The organism is Bradyrhizobium sp. NBAIM08, from assembly GCF_020193935.1.
In the GTDB taxonomy this organism is placed as follows: Bacteria; Pseudomonadota; Alphaproteobacteria; order Rhizobiales; family Xanthobacteraceae; genus Bradyrhizobium; species Bradyrhizobium yuanmingense.
This window is the reverse complement of sequence record NZ_JADYVR010000020.1, coordinates 18,952-37,411: the sequence shown is the minus strand read 5'-3', so window position 1 is coordinate 37,411 and position 18,460 is coordinate 18,952. Positions and strand designations below refer to the sequence as shown.

At 60.7% G+C, this 18,460-nt stretch carries 12 protein-coding genes and 2 pseudogenes; 7 read left to right on the top strand and 7 right to left on the bottom strand.

The annotated features are described in order from the left end of the window. The first annotated feature begins 293 nt into the window (after window positions 1-293). From I6F37_RS36050 to I6F37_RS36035, 4 genes are all read left to right on the top strand, one after another. Window positions 294-1,565 carry a DNA repair exonuclease gene (locus I6F37_RS36050; RefSeq protein ID WP_225129761.1) on the top strand — a complete coding sequence of 424 codons (1,272 nt, stop codon included), beginning with the start codon at window positions 294-296 and terminating at the stop codon, window positions 1,563-1,565. Between the two features lie 3 nt (window positions 1,566-1,568). Continuing rightward, window positions 1,569-5,111 (top strand): YhaN family protein, encoded by a 3,543-nt coding sequence (locus I6F37_RS36045; RefSeq protein ID WP_225129759.1) that lies wholly within the window; start codon window positions 1,569-1,571, stop codon window positions 5,109-5,111. A gap of 296 nt (window positions 5,112-5,407) precedes the next feature. After that, window positions 5,408-6,457 (top strand): SIR2 family protein, encoded by a 1,050-nt coding sequence (locus tag I6F37_RS36040; protein ID WP_225129757.1) that lies wholly within the window; start codon window positions 5,408-5,410, stop codon window positions 6,455-6,457. 161 nt (window positions 6,458-6,618) lie between these two features. Then, a complete protein-coding gene (locus I6F37_RS36035; RefSeq protein WP_225154044.1) occupies window positions 6,619-8,193 on the top strand; it encodes an ATP-binding protein in 1,575 nt (524 codons plus the stop codon). Window positions 8,194-8,481: 288 nt separating this feature from the next. On the opposite strand, the gene I6F37_RS36030 is transcribed toward I6F37_RS36035, so the two are convergent. The 7 genes and pseudogenes from I6F37_RS36030 to I6F37_RS36010 all read right to left on the bottom strand — a co-directional run bounded on the left by I6F37_RS36030 (window position 8,482) and on the right by I6F37_RS36010 (window position 12,541). Beyond that, on the bottom strand, window positions 8,482-8,958 hold the full coding sequence (locus I6F37_RS36030; RefSeq protein ID WP_225129753.1) for a hypothetical protein: 477 nt from the start codon (window positions 8,956-8,958) through the stop codon (window positions 8,482-8,484). Window positions 8,959-9,085: 127 nt separating this feature from the next. Then, window positions 9,086-9,508 (bottom strand): annotated as a pseudogene (locus I6F37_RS45680) (HipA domain-containing protein); the annotation flags it as partial. After that, on the bottom strand, window positions 9,450-9,707 hold the full coding sequence (locus tag I6F37_RS45675; RefSeq protein ID WP_345944125.1) for a HipA domain-containing protein: 258 nt from the start codon (window positions 9,705-9,707) through the stop codon (window positions 9,450-9,452). The pseudogene I6F37_RS45680 and the gene I6F37_RS45675, both read right to left, overlap by 59 nt. 122 nt (window positions 9,708-9,829) lie before the next feature. After that, window positions 9,830-10,453, bottom strand: a pseudogene (locus I6F37_RS45670) (HipA N-terminal domain-containing protein); the annotation flags it as partial. After that, a complete protein-coding gene (locus tag I6F37_RS36020; RefSeq protein ID WP_225129751.1) occupies window positions 10,453-10,704 on the bottom strand; it encodes a helix-turn-helix domain-containing protein in 252 nt (83 codons plus the stop codon). The gene I6F37_RS36020 and the pseudogene I6F37_RS45670, both read right to left, overlap by 1 nt. Before the next feature lie 272 nt (window positions 10,705-10,976). After that, entirely contained in the window at window positions 10,977-11,321 is a 345-nt protein-coding gene (locus I6F37_RS36015; RefSeq protein ID WP_225129749.1) for a hypothetical protein, read from the bottom strand. Window positions 11,322-11,374: 53 nt separating this feature from the next. Then, window positions 11,375-12,541, bottom strand: coding sequence for a GSU2403 family nucleotidyltransferase fold protein (locus tag I6F37_RS36010; RefSeq protein ID WP_225129747.1), 1,167 nt, complete (start codon window positions 12,539-12,541; stop codon window positions 11,375-11,377). Between the two features lie 330 nt (window positions 12,542-12,871). On the opposite strand from I6F37_RS36010, the gene I6F37_RS36005 reads away from it, so the two are divergent. Genes I6F37_RS36005 through I6F37_RS35995 form a run of 3 tightly spaced genes read left to right on the top strand, consistent with a single transcriptional unit; the run spans window position 12,872 to window position 18,460 of the window. Continuing rightward, complete coding sequence (locus I6F37_RS36005) at window positions 12,872-14,398, top strand: Wadjet anti-phage system protein JetA family protein (protein ID WP_225129745.1); 1,527 nt, start codon at window positions 12,872-12,874, stop codon at window positions 14,396-14,398. Continuing rightward, on the top strand, window positions 14,391-15,029 hold the full coding sequence (locus I6F37_RS36000) for a DUF4194 domain-containing protein (protein ID WP_128932111.1): 639 nt from the start codon (window positions 14,391-14,393) through the stop codon (window positions 15,027-15,029). The genes I6F37_RS36005 and I6F37_RS36000 overlap by 8 nt, the downstream gene beginning before the upstream one ends. Beyond that, window positions 15,026-18,460 (top strand): SbcC/MukB-like Walker B domain-containing protein, encoded by a 3,435-nt coding sequence (locus tag I6F37_RS35995; protein ID WP_225129743.1) that lies wholly within the window; start codon window positions 15,026-15,028, stop codon window positions 18,458-18,460. Before I6F37_RS36000 ends, I6F37_RS35995 begins: the two co-directional genes overlap by 4 nt.

Sequence of the window (18,460 nt, the reverse complement as noted above, 5' to 3'; positions counted from 1 at the left end):
AGAATTTCGACGCGAGGTCGCTAGGAAAGCGGCTCGCAGGACTGGGGAGCTAGCTCAGATAAGACCTTGTCCGAACCGTTACCGAAGACACGCTGTCCGCAACATGGATAACGCGATACTCATGTTAAACGTGCCACCGAATCTTCGCGTCGCCCTCAAATTCGGCGGCCCCTTCGAGTCCTCATCGACAATCCCTTTCCGCGTTTGCGGATACTTGGTGACAACGCTCCGCTCAAGATTGCGATAAAAGGATTTTACTAGTTTGTTCTGATTGGAATTAAGCGAGTCCTGTTGTGAGCACTTTCCAATTTATCCATACCGGCGACATACATCTGGACAGCCCCCTGAGAGGCCTGAGCGGACAGGAGGGGCCAGCGGCCGAGCGCATTCGAACGGCGACCCGAACTGCCTTTGAGGACCTCATTACTCAGGCGATCGATAGACAGGCGGCTTTCGTGGTCATCGCCGGAGACCTCTACGACGGCGATTGGCGCGATTTTCACACCGGCCTGTTTTTCGTTCGGCAGATGGGTCGTTTGCGGGGGGCGAAAATCCCCGCCTTCGTGTTGCACGGCAATCATGACGCCGAAAGCCAAATCACGAAGCGGCTGACGCTTCCTGACAATGTTGAGGTGTTTAGCTATCGAAAGCCCCAAACTTTCAAGCTCGATGATTGCCGCGTCGCCCTTCACGGTCAAAGCTTCCGCCTGCAGGCGACGACGGAAAATCTGGCAGCAGCCTATCCCGCGCCGATCAAAGGCTATTTCAACATCGGCGTGCTGCATACTGCACTCGGCGGAATGGGTGGTTCTCACGAGAACTACGCCCCTTGCACGCTCGAAGAGTTGGTTAACAAGGGGTACGACTATTGGGCGCTCGCGCACGTGCATCAGGGCGGCGTACTGCATCAAAATCCGCACGTGGTGTTTTGCGGCAATCTACAGGGGCGCCACATCCGCGAAGCCGGCCCGAAATCGGCGCAGCTCGTTACGGTCCAAGACGGAGCGATCGAAGGCGTTGAGCTGCTCCAAACGGATGTCGTGCGGTGGATGCATGTCGATGTACCGGTCAGTGGTAGCGCGCGGTTCGGGGATGTTGTAGATCAAATCAAACGTTCGATCGACGAGGCGGCCAAGAACGCAGAAGGCCGACTGCTGGCTTGTCGCATCAAACTAAGTGGCCCGACGGCTCTTCACGCCGAACTGATGGCGTCTGCGCCGCAATTGTTGGCTGAAGCGAGAGCCGCAGCACTGGCTCTTGGCGAAGAGGTTGCATGGATCGAACGTGTGATCAATGCGACCGTGCCTGCGACGGCAGTTTCTATCCAGTCAGCGGGCAGCGCGATCAACGATCTCAAAGTCCTGCTAGCTCAGGCTGCGGGGGATTCCGATCTCCAGGCAGAAATCGCGAACGATCTGGGCGACCTTGTCCGCAGGCTTCCTCACGACGCGGCACTTGATATTGACGATTGTCTTCTCGAAGCGGTGATCGCGAAACAATACTCGGTTGTGATTGAGCAGGCTGGCGAATATCTGAGCGCACGTCTGACCGCGGAAAGGCGTTGATCCGTGCGTATTCGTTCTCTTGACCTGATCCGTTACGGACATTTCACCGGCACGACGCTTCATTTTCCGTCAGGCGAACCTGACTTTCATATCGTGTATGGCGAGAATGAGGCTGGAAAGTCGACGACGATGTCGGCGATTGAAGATCTGCTCTTCGGTATTCCCGGGCAATCATCCCGTAATTTCCTGCATGAGAATGCGGCGCTGCGCATCGGCGCCGCCCTAGAACGCGACGGCGCGCTGCTTTCGGTCCGGCGTCGCAAGGGCAACAAGGACACGCTTCTCGGCCCGGACGATCTGCCGATTGCGGCTGGCGATGGCCTGCTTGCTCCTTTGCTCGGCGGGATGGACCGCGCGTTTTTCTGCCGGATGTTCTGTCTTGACCATGAGCGCCTGCGGGCTGGCGGACGGGATATCACCCAGGCCAAGGATGATATCGGCGCGGCATTGTTCGCCGCAGGGGCCGGTGTGTCAGGTCTCCGCGATCGGTTGGGTGCGATGCAGGCAGAGGCGGATGGGCTCTGGGCCAGCCGCAAGGCGGGACACCGAAAATACTACCAAGCGGAAGACCGCCTTAAAGAGGCTGATGCGGCGTTGCGTCAACACATGGTGAGCGCAAGCAAATGGCAGGAATTGAAATCCGCCCTTGAAGAGGCGCGCGGCCTTTGCAATCAGATCGAGAAGGAAATCGAAGAGCAAGTTTCCGAACTTGCAAAGATTTCTCGAGTCCGGCGCGTATATCGCGGTGTGCGTCGGCTTCAAGAGATTGAAACCGAGATAGTGGACCTCGGCGCGGTGGTCGAATTACCTCCCGACGCGGCTAGGCAATTTGAGGAGGCCTCGGGCGATAACGCTGCTGCAGAAGTGCGCATAAGCGCATTCCGCGAACAGATTGCAACAATCGGCGCGGAAATTTCCGGACTTGTGGTTGACGATAGCGTTCTGCTCCACCAAACGGAGATTGAACGCCTCTCGAACCGCAGCATACAGCTCTCTTCGGGCCGGACGGACTTACCGAAGCGGCGGGCCGAACTCGCCGCAGCGGAAGAAGGCCTGAAGCGCGCGGCGATTGAATTGGGTTGGACAGGTCCCGTCGCCGACCTGGTCGAGAGAATTCCGCCGCGGGCCAAGGTTGCAGCAGTCCGCGGACTGTTGACATCGCGTGGCAGCCGATTTGCCGCCGTTGATAGCGCTGAAGCAGCGCTAGAGGGCGCCAGCGAGAAACTCGCTGATATCCAGGCACGGATTGAAACGCTCGGAGCGCAGAAAGACCTTTCGGCGCTGGCTGGGGTCGTCGAGTCCATTCGTGCTTTTGGCGATCTCGATGCGCGTCTTCTGAGTATCCATCAAGAGCATCAGGATGCCGATAGATCATGTCAGCGGCAAATGGCTGATATGAATCCGCCTATCGTGAGTGAAACGAGTTTGCAGGCGTTGAAAAGTCCGGCGGAAGAGGCGGTAAGGGTGCATCGCGATGCTGCCCGCGAGCTTCAGGCGCGTATTCAGCGCCAGCAAGCTGTGACGCGTGAGCTGACCCGTACAGTCGAAAACAATCTAAAGTCTTATGCTCGTCTTGTGTCAGATGAAAGAATTGTCGGCGTTGAGGAGTTGAAGAAACTGCGCGAACGGCGGGATGCCGGATGGTCTATCATCAGGCGCAGACATGTCGACAAGATCATGGTGCCAGAATCGGAGGAGCTCGCTTTTACAAGCGGCGAGCCGCTGCTCAATGCGTATGTGAAGGCCATCGAAGACGCCGACGCCGCGGCGGACCGTCGTTTTCAGAATGCGCAGTCGACGGCTGCGGCCATGGTGCTGGCGCGGCAAATCGCTGAAGAGCAAGACGTCCTTGAATCCGCCAAGCAGGAGCTGTTTTCGTTAGCCGAAGAGCAGAAGGCATTGGCCGAGGCCTGGGCGATCCTGTGGAAACAGGTTACCGATAACCCGCGTTCTCCGGACGAAATGCTGGATTGGCTCGATGCAAGGGCTGGCGTGCTCGATCAAATCGCCAAGCGTGACGCCGCGCTTCATGCAGAGTCCTCGCTCCAGCAGCAAATTGCAAAAGCCAAGCAACAGCTCGCCAGCTTGATGGCGGACACGGCAATCGCAGCCTCGGCAGATAGTCTGCCGCTGAACGGAATTCTTGCGGCTGCCGAAGCGCGCCTCCGTATGGAGGAGGGCAACACACAAAAGAGGAATGAACTCGCGCTAGAGCAACGGAAGGTCGCAACAGAAGTCGAACGCAGGCGCGTGGCTGTTGAAAACGCTGCGAAAGAGCGTGATGTCTGGAATGCGCAATGGAGGGAGGCCCTGAGGGGTATCAATCTGTTACCCGAAGCCCCGCTTGAGACCATTCAAGCGCAAATCGAAGCAATCGATCAGATGCGGGAGACGTCTGCCAAGATCGCGGATTTGAAGCACGAGCGCATTGGAAAGATCGAGCGGGACATCACGGCGTTTACCGATGATGTCGAAAAGCTCGTAAATGCGATCGCGCCGCGGTTTTCCGGGCAGAATGCAGATGAAGCAATCCTCCAACTCCATGCGCAATTGAATGCGGCGAGGCAGACTGTCGTGTCCCGCGACGAAAAAGCTGAGGCGATGCAGGGCCTGCAGAAGAAATTGGAAGAATGCGACAAGTCCAGGACGGACGCCGAGGCGGTAATAGATCGCCTCAAGAGGGCCGCAGCCGTCGATTCGATCGACAGATTGCGAGCGGCTATTCTTCAGTCCGATCTACAACGCGCGCTTAGGGATGAGCGATCGCGCTTGCGGACCACGCTTGAGGCTGATGGCGATGGGCTTGGTGTCGAACAACTCGCCGAGGAATGCCGCAGCGCCGATCTCGATCAAACAACGGCTCGGGAGCAAACGCTGAAGGCAATACTCAAAGATGCCAGGGAACGCCAGCTGATCGCAATTCAGAGTCGCAATGATGCTGAGCGTTTGTTCGAAGCCGTCGGCGGCGACGCCGCTGCGGCCAAAGCTGCTGGTGATCGTCAGCTGGCTTTGGCCGAGATGAAGGAGGTGGCGGCGCAGTATGCGCGCGTTCGCTCCGCAACCATCATCCTGAGGTGGGCGATCGAGCGGTTTAGGCGCGAAAAGCAGGCACCATTGCTCAAACGGGCAGGGGAGCTGTTCTCTATTCTGACCGGCGGCTCGTTCCAACGCCTTACGCTCGAATACGACGAAAAAGATGTGCCACATCTGGCGGGCGTGCGTGGGGACGGTGGAGCGGTGCCCGTATCAGGTCTCAGCGAAGGAGCCGCCGATCAGCTCTTTTTCGCGCTGCGCATTGCTGCCGTTGAAGAGTATCTGATGCATGCTGCGCCGGTGCCATTTATTGCCGATGATCTGTTCATCAATTATGACGATGCGCGCGCCTCGGCCGGTTTCAGGCTGTTGCAACTGCTTGCGGAGAAAACGCAGGTGCTTTTCTTCACCCATCACCAGCACCTGCTTGATGTGGCGTCTACCGCGTTTGGCAGGAGTGTTTCGACGGCAATGCTGGAGCCTCGTCCACATCAAATGAAAAACGTTGCTTAGATGGATTGCAGAATGCAAGTCTCGAGATCATTATCTCTAACTACAAAAGCCGTCCGCGACGCGGAGTTTGCGTCGACATGCTTCTCGGACTTCCTTTTGGGGAAAATCAATCCGAGAAAGTTCACGGTCCTGCAGGCCCTTCGTCGTCTCGACACCAAGCGTAACCTGATCGGCTAAGGGCTAATTTCAGATTTAGCGAGGATGCAATCCTCGCCGAAATTGATCCATTCACTAAATCTCATAGGGATGACGACGGCTGTAGTGGATACAGTCGGCGTTGGCCGGGAAGGGACTGTATGGCGGCCAAGAGCGCGCCGGAGATCGCGCAGGAATTCGCGCAGGCGGCGCTCAGCGCCGCACCGGTGATCATTCTGGGCAGCGGCGCCTCGGCTGCGCACGGTGTGCCCGGCATGGGCGCCTTGGCGTTGCAGCTTTCCGCTGTCAAGCCGCCCACAAGCTGGACAGCAGACGAGAGGAGCGAATGGGATAAGTTCATCGCGCAGCTTGCGGCCGGCGATGATCTCGAAAGCGCCCTCCAGGCCGTGCGCCCGACGGAACGCCAGACCCAGTTCATCGCCAGCGAGACCCGCGCCTTCTTGCTGCCGCACGATCTTCGCGTCCTCCAGACGCTTGTGGCGGACCGGCGCGCGCTGCCGCTCTCGCGGCTGTACCTCCATCTCTTCGACAGCACGCACAAGACCGTTAATGTCGTCACGCCAAACTATGACCGGCTTGCCGAATATGCCGCGGACGCCGCCGATGTAAGCACGTTCACCGGCTTCAACTACGGTTATCTGCAATCGCGCGCCCGCGATTCGAACACGCGCATTTTCGTCAATCGGCAGGTGACCCGTACCGTTGCCGTCTGGAAAGTGCATGGCTCTCTCGACTGGTTCCAGGATTCCGCTGGCCAGATCATCGGCGTCCGCGGAATGCCCGACGTGCCGGCCGGATACTCGCCGCTGATGATCACGCCGGGAATCGACAAATACCGGCTGACACATGGCGAGCCGTTCCGAACGATCCTAGGCCGCAGCGATGCCGCGCTGGAGAACGCCCGCGCCTATTTCTGCGTTGGTTATGGCTTCAACGACGAGCATCTTCAGACCAAGCTGATCGAGCGTTGCGACCGCGATTCCGTCCCGCTTGTCGTGATTACCAAAGAGCTGACTACGTCCGCCCGGACCTTCCTCGGCGGCGGACGCTGCCGGCGCTATCTCGCGATCGAGGAGGGGACGATAGGCGCGCGCGCCTACATGCACGACGTGCCCAACGGGTTTGACGTAGATCAACCGATCTGGCGACTCGACCGCTTCCTCAATGAGATGACAGGAGTTTCCGCGTGAGCATTCTGAATTTTGCGGACGAAGAAGCGCTTGGCCGCGTCCAATCGGTCGACACGACCACGGTAATCGTCCACGTCGATGATGTCGAGGCGCTGCGGGCGCTGCAGGTGAACCGGCTGGTTGCGCTCCAGAGCAGCCTTGCCGGCCACAAGTTGATTGGCGTGATCCAAAAGATCATCCGTACCGCGCTCGGTGAAGCGAAGATCGCCGATGTCGAGCTAGGCGAGGCCGCGCATCCCGAAGTCAATCTGGTGCGGATTATGTTGATCGGCACGCTGCTCGATCGGGACGGACCGCGCGCCAATGTCTTCCGCCGGACGCTTGAGACCGTCCCGGAGATCGATGCCTGCTGCTTCGCTCTCGAAGGCGAGTGCCTTACGCGATTCATGGGCGTGATTTCGGAGGTGACCGGCGGCGCGCAGCGCCTGTCGCTTGGCGCCTATACGCTCGATCCCAACGCTCAGGCGTTCGTCAATGGCAATCGGTTGTTCCAGCGTCATGCGCTCATCGTGGGCAGCACCGGCTCGGGCAAGTCGTGGACGACCGCCCGCCTGCTCGAGCAAATCGCCGAGCTCGACAGCGCCAATGCCATCGTGTTCGACATGCACGGAGAATATGCGTCCATGGCTGGCGACGGTTTCGTCCATCTTCGTGTCGCGGGCCCAAGCGACATCGAAGCGGGGAAGGGGCTGAACGATGGTGTGCTGCATTTGCCCTATTGGCTTATGAGCTACGAGGCGCTTGTCTCGATGTTTGTTGACCGCTCCGATCAGAACGCCCCAAACCAGGCCATGATCATGTCGCGTACCGTCGTGGACGCCAAGACGGGCTTCCTGGAAGCCGGCGGTCATGTCGAGGTGCTCGCCAACTTCACGATCGACAGCCCGGTGCCTTTCAGGATGGAAACCGTGCTCGGCGAGCTCAACCGGCTCAACACAGAGATGGTACCGGGAGCCAGGACGGGGGAGAAGCAGGGCGATTTCCACAGCAAGCTCAGCCGGCTAATCCAGCGCCTCGAGGGCAAACGCACCGATCGGCGCCTCGGCTTCCTATTCCCTGCGTCCGGCGTGGCGGACAGCTATGATTGGCTCGATCGCGCAGTTGAGCTGCTGCTCGGTGGCAGGACGGCCAAAGGCGGCCACGGTGGCGTCAAGATCATCGACTTCTCCGAAGTTCCCTCCGACATTTTGCCGCTGATCGTCGGCATGGTCGCGCGCATGGCCTTCCACGTGCAGCAGTGGAGCGCGCAGGGGCTTCGCCATCCGGTGGCACTGTTCTGTGACGAGGCACATCTTTATATTCCACAGGATCCGACTTCGGGCGCCGCGGAGAATGCGATCGCTACCTTCGAGCGCATCGCCAAGGAGGGGCGGAAATATGGCGTCGGACTGGTGGTGATCAGCCAACGCCCCGCCGAAGTGAACCGCACGGTCGCCAGCCAGTGCAACAATCTCATCGCGATGCGGCTAACCAACGGTGACGACCAGGCCGTCGTGCGGCGGCTGCTGCCCGACAGCCTCGGCGGCTTCGGCGACCTGCTTCCGGTCCTCGACACGGGCGAAGCACTCGTCGTTGGCGATGCGATTCTACTGCCCACGCGTATCCGCATTGCCAAACCGATAAACGAACCGCTTAGCGGCACGATCCAGTTCTGGGATCGTTGGGCCGACCCAGCGGCTGCGGCGACGCTCGATAAGGCTGTCGAGAGCTGGCGCCGTCAGACGCTTGTCAAATAGTTGCCTTCCGGCAAGCCTCTGGCGCATCTCGATGCTGGGCCAAAAGTGACTCGCTCATCGACATTTGTGAAGTCTGAAGTGAGTTGTCGCTCGCGGAACCAAGCTTAAGGTTGCTTCTTCACCACAGTAACGATGCCGTAGATATACTGCGGCGCGGGCCTCTAAAGTTCACATCCGCTCCTAGGGAAGGCAATCGCAGATTTCCGCAGATTGCGCGGCACCCGCGCTTTGCCTCTGCGTTCTCGAAAGATAGAATATGTCCCCTTGTCATCTCGCTCGACCTGTCGATCACCAGCTTGAAGCGGCTGGCGAAATGGCGGTGTCGGTCACGTGACGCGGATTGCGGTCGGAAACCTCCTGATGTGCGAGTCGACGGAATGGCGGAAGCGCATCGAACTGAAGTTTGTGTTTTGGCTGGCGATAGGTTTTAAGCCCTTCACTCCATGACCTCGGCGTGAGCGGAAGAGGCTCAAGGGGGCAGTTGACGGGCGGCCTCAGCGCGTCGAGCGTGAAGTGAAGGACGTCGCTCATGGTTAGTTTGGAAACGCAGTCGCTTTTGGAGCTTGCATACGGACGGCGCGGGCCGCTCGCCGTCGAAGGAGAGCGGCAATCGCCGTTCGAGAACCGGGCCCGTTTCTTGAGCCGCTGGTTGGCTGCTTTCGGGCAACGCTCCCTATTGCTGATCGCGCTGCTGCTCTTCTGGTAGGCAGCATCCAGGTTTGGATTGGTCGATCCGGTCTTCCTGCCACCGTTCACGGAGGTCATCGTAGCCGGCTGGCAGCTTGCGCAAACCGGCCGAACTCTATGACGTCTCCGCGAGCTTGCTGCACGCCTTGAGCGGATTTCTGATCTCTGTTGCCTTGATCGTTCCGCTTGGTTTGGCTGTGGGCAGTCAGCCCGGCTGGGCAGCCAGCGAATTCACACGACGCTTCGCGCCATCAGCAATCGATATGGCCATCTTCTCCGGAAATCCTTTTGGAAGCGCGTTCAGCACCTGATCTATGGCTTTTGCGGCTGTATCGCCGAGCTGCTGGATGACAAGCTTGACTGTTTTGTCGGGGAGACCGCAGCTTTTCGCAGTCTGCACGACATGTCGGCCGAGAACCGTGTGGACGACGTAATGCCGGTTGCTGCCGATCGCCATGGCCAGCCTCATTTGGTTTTGACTGATCTGTCCAGCGTCCAAGCTCGGTTGGGTCGAAATGATGTCGTAAAGCGGGGCAAGATGAAAACGTCCGCCCGGCGCCAAATGAACGCTAAAATTCTTCGCATGGCCATCGGTGGCGGCGAGCAGCCAGAACACGATCTGCGCCTTGAAAGAAAATGGCCTGGTCGTCCTCAGGCGTATCGCTGCCCTTGAGGAAATCCGAGATTTTGCGGATGCCGGGTCCGCCATCGGATTCATACTTTCGCGCGGGTGGAACAGACAGCGCCTGGCAGCAGTCTTCCTGCGGCGGCCGCAACAGGCGGCCGTCGCGCGTCCAGATGCGATCGAACCGCTCAACTGCGAGCACTCGGCGTCCGGCGAAATCGATGATGCTTGATTTGGCGACGGCCGGTCGCAAAGCCGCGAATGCCGCGGCTGCCGACGGTGAATTGGCCGCCGGGGCAAGCCGAGTGCCGCAACCAGCTCAAGGCACAGATGCTCGTTTTCAACGCTGCCGGTCAGGTCGATTCCGTTCGGCAACTTCCCGATCTGCGGCTTGATAATGTGCGTAGTTGCGGTCGTGCCATGAGGCACGTGCCACCTGTCTTTCCAGTAAAGCAGCGCTGTCTTTTCCTGCGCGCCCGCGAGAGAAATGCGGAAGTCCTGGTCGGCGCCGATGCCGAGCGGATTGCTGGCAAGATTGCCGAGAATGGCGGCGACATCCTGATCGCTAGCGGCGCGGCCATCAATGGCGCCGGCGCCCCCGGGTGCGGCACCGTCGGGAAGGAATTGCAGCGCGCCGATGCAATCGCGGCCGATTGCGGAGAGCAGGCTGTAAGCGTCGGCGCCATCAGCATGCGCGCGTTCGGCGACGCGTCGGCGGATGTCGTCATTATCGGGCAGAAGATTGTCAAAAACGGCGACGACGGGATCGCCGATATAACGATCCTCCCGCAATGGCAGCGACACCGAAACGGGGGTGGCATTTTCCCACGCGAGCCACTGCTTGTCATACTGGAAATCGATTGCGCCGCTGCTCTCGCGCCGCAGCTGCCCGACCAGCGGTGCATTGAGATAGACGTTGAGCGGCGCGCGGGCAGGACGACGCGCCATCAGAACAGATCCTCAATCGCTTCAGCCGTCAATTTGGTCCGCGGCCGGATGACCAACTCGAGGTCGAGCGCGGCCAGCGCATCCATCAAGGTGCGCAGCCGCGTTGCAGGTACACCGGCTTCCAGCTTCGAGACCGTCGCTTGACGCGCATGCATCTTCTCACCGAGGCCAGCCTGGGTGAGCTTCTTCTGCCGCCGGTAGCGCCTGATCCCGGCGCCAACTTGTTGGGGGGTGCGGGCAATCGTATCCATAGGTTACCATACGCGAATGCGTATACATCGTCAATATACGCGATCGCGAATATCAGCACGATTATACGCGTCCGCGTATATCTGCGCATAATACGCAATTGCGTATGAAGCCCCGCGATTTCCCACGACCTTATTGAAATTATTAAAAAACCATCACGGGCCCCTGCTCGTATCTGCCAGTCGGGCGTACGTCGCCTTGATCAGGTCGTCCAACGCCGCAGCGGCGTCCTCGTTGAGATTGGGATCTTCGCGCAGGATGGACGAGACTTGGGTCAAGGGGCTGGCCGCGCCGAAAGCGACTTTGAAAAAGACACCCGGGCGGCAATCCGGGCCAGGGCGGAGGTCATGGCGGTGGCCCCGACAAGCCCGTCAGTCCGTTCGTCATCGAAAAACCGGTCACGGTCGAGGACAACAAGCAGACCGGCCATCAAACAGGCCAGCACGTTCCGATCCAGCTCTACTTCGTGCTGAGCCTCGAGCGCGTCGGCGGCAAGACCGAGCTGATCGAACGGCATGATGCACATCACCGACATGGTCAGCTGCATCGGCAGCGAGATGATCAGCGAGCCAATCACGTGATTCGGCATGCCGACGCCGCCGATGATCAGCAGCAGCACCGGCGCGCCCGTCGCCGATGATGGGCGAGACAGCCTCGTCGACCGAATTGGCATCACGGCGTTGGCGACGCCGTCGGCTTCGCAATTGAAACGCGCGCCAGAAGACCTTCCTTGCCTCCCGTAAGCCCGTACTCCTCTGCCGGCTTGCCGTCGAGTTTGGCCGCTTCGGCTACGCCCTTCGCGAGCATGTCGAAAGTGTCGTCCGAAAGACGCAGGGCGCCAACACCAAGCCGTCGTCGCCATCTGGCTCCGCGTTCCCAAGCTTCGATCCACCCAAAGCCTAGGTCGCTGCTACGTTTGACGGCATTGAATGCTTGAATGAGCGCGCCAGCCTGGTTGATGTCCTTTTTGGCCTTATCCGCAAAGAACACATTCCGTTTGGTCGCGATGATCAGTTTGTGGACGGCGTAGCGCTCCGGGGCCGGTACAAGGACCGGCACTCCGGCGTCGTGCAAGACCACAGAGCGGATGGGCTCATGGATCAGGTAGTCTAGGAACCGCAACACCTGCGCACCTACAGACGGTCCCAATGAAGGCATCTGCGTCAGTCTGGAGGAGTAGTCCTCGTCGCCACGGTTTGGTGTAAGGAATTCGACCTTGAAGCCGGTGGCATTGGCAAAACCGCTGAACAGCTTGGTTTCATCGGGGGAGAATGAGGGCGCAAATGTCGGATCCACCTTTTTCAGGATCTCTTCGATGTCGGGCATGCTTTCATCGATCGAGATCGAGATGCCGTAGAATTTCGCGATGTCCAGATCCTCGGTCGTCACGAGCTCGTCGGGCAGCTTGACGCCGAGTACGCCGCTGTATGTCTGATAGGCCATCGAACCGACGAGCGTGGCGCGAAGCCGGAAGAGTCCCGCGCGCGCGAGTTCGTTGACGACGAGACCTTCCATGTGGGGAGGGGCAGGGTAGCCGGCCCGCCTCAACTTCGCTGCCAGCTCGCGTCGCGCGCGATAGCCAATCTTGGTGCGCTGGAAAGCTTCCGCGCGTTTGGCAATCTCGGGATCATCGGCCGGACCGACATATTTGAGAGTCGTCTTCGTCGGTCCCTCGCCACCGGAGGGCTCGTAGGCCTTGTAGTAATAGTATTCGCGGTTGGCTCGCTTCTGTTTGAGAAAGGTCCCGTTTTCCGGGAAGTTCTCGTCGAAATCCGCGTCGGTCGCCTTCTGAACCAGGTCGGAGAACATGACTTGGTCGATGTTGGAAAACTGCTTCATAGGTATTTGTTACCATTTTGGCGGAGTGGTAACAATGGTTTTGTATCCATCCTGCCAAAATGGTAGCAAATTTGTATCCATTTTGCCATAACGGTAACAACAATGAATTCAATGACTTGAGGCCGGATTGTTCCGATCCACGACCGGCACTAGCTTCGATCGGACTTTTGGAGTCTCGACAGCGATTGAGCTGGAAAGCTATATTAGAACATACTAAGAACTGATCTTCCGGTTGTATTTTCCAAACCCACTCTCAACAACATTTTGCCCGGCAGGCCGTGCGTTTAACGCCGCCGACCCAAGATGAAGTCGGGCCCAGGAGCTGCGTCATTGACCTTGTTCCGCCATTTGCATGACGATGCGTTTCTAGCTTTTTCGCGCGATCACAAGCACCTGTACGCAGCGTGTCTGCTCGATCTACATGAACGCTTCTTTTCAGGCGCCCCGTCGTTCCCGACGCCGCAGCAGGTGGTCCACGCCATCTACGACGTCATGCGCGTCAACCCCGCCCTCTGGAACGAGGGCGATGATTTCGGCAGCCTGCCGGAAATGATTTCCGCGGGACGCCGCCGGATCCGGAAGGCCGACGTCGCGCTCGCTTCCGAGAAGGGCGACAAGGCGCTCGGTCTTGCCCGACAATTGTACGCCCGGCTGCTCGCCTGGGGATGGCTTGAAGAGGAGGAATACGGGCTTCGCGTCACCGTGGACATGGCTATGGGACCGCTGCTCGTGATCCAGCGGCTCGCGAGCCTCAACAAGGATCTCTCGCAGCGATTCGGCGGCTTGATCGTGCAAATCCGCCTCAACCTGGAGGCCGTCGAAAAACTGAGGCCCGAGATCACCGACCGCAAGCAGCGCGAAGCCGCGCTCGCCGTCCGCGAGGCGCGCAATCAGGCCGACCAGTTCACTAAGAGCCTGCGTGCGATTCTGGCCGACCTGAAGCGCGTCCGACGGACCGTCATGGAGTCGAAAACCGTCGCTACCCGGCTGGAAGCCTTTTTCGAGGAGTTCGTCGACCAGCTCCTGTTGAAGGATTTCGAGTCCATCCTCACCGTCAACCATCCGTACCGCTTCCGCGACGCCATTGTCGACCTCGCGCGGAGGATCTCCTACACCCCGGAAACCATGCAGGTCCTCGCCGAGGAGTACACAGCTTCCAGCATGGCAGCCGACTTCGAGGACGGTCGAATGGCCGCGGCCGACGACCTGCTGGCCATCGAAAGCATCTTCGATCAGATCGGGGAGATGTTCGATAGGATCGAGGCCTTCCGCAGGCAGCTCGAAGCCCGGGTCCGCAACACCATTAAATACGCCGAGCGGGGCGGGCAGGGACTCGTCGGCCGGGCCGGCGACCTGGTGCGGCGCCTGGATGCCCTACTGCGCGACGGCAGACACCAGAAGGCTGCAATCGAATGGAGCATCGAGCCGTTGCGGTCCCCCTGGTCGGAGCACCATCAGGCGCCGGCCAGGCAGCCGCGCCGTCCCGTCGAAGCAAGGGAGCTCTCCGAGCCGCCGTCGGATCCGCTGTACGAACTGCGCAAGAAGCTCCGCCTCGAGTACATCGCTCGCATCGCGCCCCGCCCCGAGGATGTCAGACGATTCCTCGAGGGCCAGGTGCCGCCATTCGCGACCAGGGAAGCCCGCTTCATGGAAATCGGCACCGTGGACGACTTCCTCGCCTTCGATTGCGCCCGCCGATATGCGTTGACGGGCGAGGTTCCGGCGCAGGTCGCGGCCGGGTTCGAACTCGAACCGTGCCCCGACACGCCACCACACGACAGCGAATGGCTCCGTTGCGCAAACTTCCTGGTCAAGCGATCGGGCGCAGTCCGGAAGGCGAGGGCGGCTCATGCTTAGTGAATTCGAAAATGTCGAGCGCTCCTTCGGCGCGGAAAAGGCAGCCGACCTCCGCAAGGCGCTGCACTTCCTGCTACGGCGGCAGTTCGTGTTCGCGGGAGACCCCCGGACCGGGACAGTCTACAACACGATCATGGATGGCCGCTTCCGCGACGTGGTCGACGGCTTCTTCGATAGTTGCGGATACCGCGTCCATCGCGATCCGGAGGCGCAGTGGGCCGGCATCGTCGCCATGGACGAGGACGTGCCGCTGCCCCGGATGAAGCTCGACGAAACCATCGTGATGCTGGTGCTGGCGGCCTACTGGCAGCAGGAGGTGAACGTCGGAGCAGTCGAGGACCGAGCCGTCGTAGTGGCCACTTTGAACGACCTGTTCGATCGCTACCGCGAGATGGCCCAACACGGCGGCGGTGGCGCGATCTCGCCCGCCCGCTTCCGGGACATCCTGCGCGAGGCCGCCCAGCGCAGTTTGGTCGAGATCGGTGATTTTGACGACGAGCAGCAGGACTGCGAGATCAGGATCCGCCCGATGATCAAGCTGATTAGTGGCGGCGATGCCCTCCAACGGCTTGAGCGCTACGTCCGTAGCGAGGAGGCGCGGTTTCCGCAGCCCGCAGGAGACGAGGCATGATGGAGCTGCGACACCTCACGATGGTGAACTGGCACCTGTTCGACGTCGCCGACATCGACGTGACAGGACACGTCGGGGTGCTGGGCGAGAACCGGTCCGGCAAATCGACGATCCTCGACATGGCACAGGTCGTCCTCACCGGCGGGAGCCGGCGGTTCTTGCGCCTGAACGCGGTCGCCGGCGATAGCGGAAAATCGCGCAGCGGCTCGAAGCGCAGCGTCGTCGATTACTGCCTTGGGACGCTCGGCGAAGACCAGCGCCGGCGCGACGAGGCGCGCACTTACATCGCGCTCGGCTTCCAAGACACGGAAGGCGCCCGGCCACCGGTCACGATCGGCATGGCGCTCGAGGCGCGCAAATCCGACAGCAGGGAGACTGTGCTGGCACTGTTCGTCGCCGTCGGGACCGTTCTGAGCTCCAAGGACTTCATCGAGCAGCGAGGAAAGTCGCAATTCCCGGCGCAATGGGAGGACGTGCGCGCCCGGGTCCTCGCGGCGGTCGGCGAAGGCAACTTCGTCAATCATCGCGACCGGGCGAGCGACTACGTCCGCGAGTACATGCGCCATCTTCTGCCGCATTCGCCCTATGGCGAGCAGAACGCCAGCGCCCTGCAGAAATCAATCGTCAACGCGATGACGCTCGACCACAACCAGACCGCCACGCAGTTCGTGCGGAACTACATCCTCGAGGACAGTCCGATCGGCATCAAGGAGCTGCGCGAGTCGATCCAGACATACCGTAACATCAGCGAAACCATTCGAAAGATGCGCCTCAGGCTCGAAGCCCTGAGGGCGCTCCGGGGCGTCCTCGGCACCCTTGAAGAGGCGCTCGAGACCAAGTTCAGGGAGGAGTGGATCGCAAAACGCGCGACTTGGCTCGCGGCGCGCGCGACAAACCTGGACTTCAAGACCAAGCGGCGTAGCGAGATGGCGCGCCGGGACGCCGCAGCAAAAGAACTCGAATTCATCGACGACGACGTCAAGGCCGTCGACAACGAGATCGAACGGCTCACGGCCGCGATCGCCGAGCACGATGCCAAGACCGGCAGAAAGTCCCTGCAGCAGACCGCCGATGTGGCCGGGCAGGCGGCGCACCGCGCCTCGGCGGACTTCAAGGCTCGCATGGAGAACATCCGTCGCCTGGAGCCGCTAAGGGCGATGTGCGCGGACGGTTTCGAGGACTTCGTTCCTGCGCTTGAGCGTCTTGTGACGGCCACCGCCGGGGCGGACATCGAGGGCGTCTCCGACGAGGTCACCGCGGCCGAGAAGTCCTTCGCGGCAAGCGGCGCCAAATGGCTGCCGAAGATCGACGAAGCGCGTCAAACGATCATCGCGGAGCTTTCCGGGCTCCGAGGCCGCCGCGACGAGGTGCTCGAACGGATCCGACAGCACGCCGCCGGAGGGGCGCGCGCCTATCTCGGCGACGACACTGAACTTCTTTGCCGCAGGCTGCGGCAGAGGGGAATGGTGCCGCGCGTGCTCTGCGACATCATCGACGTCGCCGAACCCGAGTGGATAGGAGCCGCCGAGGCGCTCCTAGGCCGCGACCGGGAAGCCGTGTTCGTGGACAGAGCGGATATCAGCGCCGCCACGTCAATCTTCAAGGAAGGTCGCCGCGAGTTTCGCCATGCATCGCTAGTGAGCCTAAACAAGCTCGAGCAGTTCAGGGCCAAGCCGGAGCGCGGCACTTTTCCCTCCATCTTCCGGAGCCAGGATCCGGACGCGATGGCCTTCATCATGCGCCGCTACGGCAATGTCCGTCTCGCGGACACGCTCGACCAGTTCAACAGGCCCGGCCGGGCTATCATGAAGGACGGCCTCTACGACGACGGACTCGTCCGGAGCCATCGCTGGATCGAATCCTCGCAGCATAAGATCGGAAAGGCGGCCCAGGCGAACGCCCTGCGCTCCCTGCAGGATCAGGCCGAGGAACTGGGTCGGATTCTGACCGACAAGGGAAAGGAGGCCCATGCCGCGGAGCAGGCTTTTGCCGCTCTGAAGAACATCTGCGAGGAACGTAATGACCTCGCGGCTTGCGCGGCCGCTTTCGCGGCCGCGCAGACTGAGATCGCTGAAGCTCAGGCCAGGCTCGATGCTCTCGACGGCGCGGGGGACGGGGGGCTTCGCGACAAAAAGAGGGCGCAGCAGAAGCTGAAGGAGAAGAGGCTGGAGGAGAGAAAGACGCAGCAGAAGGCGTTTGGCGAGCACGACGGCGAGGTCAGGTCGGCGGAGAGGAGGCTCGGAGAGGGCGAGAACGTGCCCGGCTCCGAACTCAACCTCAGGGTCGCGCGGTCGATATACCGCAAGTTCTTCTCACTCTACTCCACCGCGAAAGGCAGGGCCGTCTACCGCGACCGCCTCGATGCCGCAGCCCAAAAGGGCTCCGCGGAGAAACACCGGGCCATCGCCGAGAAGGCCTTGAAGGATGCGGACGCGTCCGACAACGAGCGCGCCCGGATCGAGCGACGGGTCCGCGAGCTTCTTTACGATTACTTTGACCAGTTCGGGATGAGTTCGCAGGTCGGCGCGGAAAGCGAGCCGCTGCGGGAGGTGAAGCCGTGGATGGAGCAGCTCATCTCGGATATCGAATCCAACGAGCTGCGCCAGTACGAACGGCAGGCGCGGGAAGCGGCGGAGAAGGCGTCCACCCTGCTGCGCGGCGAGTTCATCAACGCGCTCACGGCCCGGATCGGAAAGATGGAGCGGGAGCTGCAATCGTTGAACCGTAGCCTCTACGCACATCCCTTCCATAACGAGCGATACTCATTCCACCGCACCCAGATGGTGGAATTCCAGCCCATCCTGAAGATCATCGAGATCGCCAAAACCTCTCCGGAGGCGCTCGATATGCTGTTCCGGGGCGACGTGCCCGATGACTTCCCGCACAAGGATACGATCGTCGCACTCGAGGCGCTGCTCGAGGACCCCGACAAGGATTTCACCCAGTTCGAGGACTACCGCAACTTCTACACCTTCGAGATCCACATGGAGGATGTGGCCACCGGCCGCTCGACCCGCTGGGAGCAGCGGCGCGGCACCGGGTCTGGCGCCGAACAGCAGGTGCCTATCTACGTTGCCATCGGCGCTTCGCTGGCCGCCGTCTACGGCAGCGCGGAGCGTCGTGCCGGCAAGCCCGCCGGTTTTGCCTTGGCCATGTTCGATGAGGCCTTCTCCAAGATGGACGGCAAGAACCAGCGGCAGATGATGAGCTTTTACAAAAACCTCGGCCTGCAGTTCGTGATTGCCGCGCCGTTCGAGAAGCGCGTCGCCGTGCTCGAGCACATGGACACCATCGTGGAGGTGGACCGGATCGGCGAGCAGTCCAGGGCTACCGTGGTGGAACTCAAAGAGAAGGCCAAGCGCGAACTCATGGCCATCGATCCGGACCTGATGTCCGAAGATGAGCTCGCCACCCGTCTGGCCGCCGAGTAG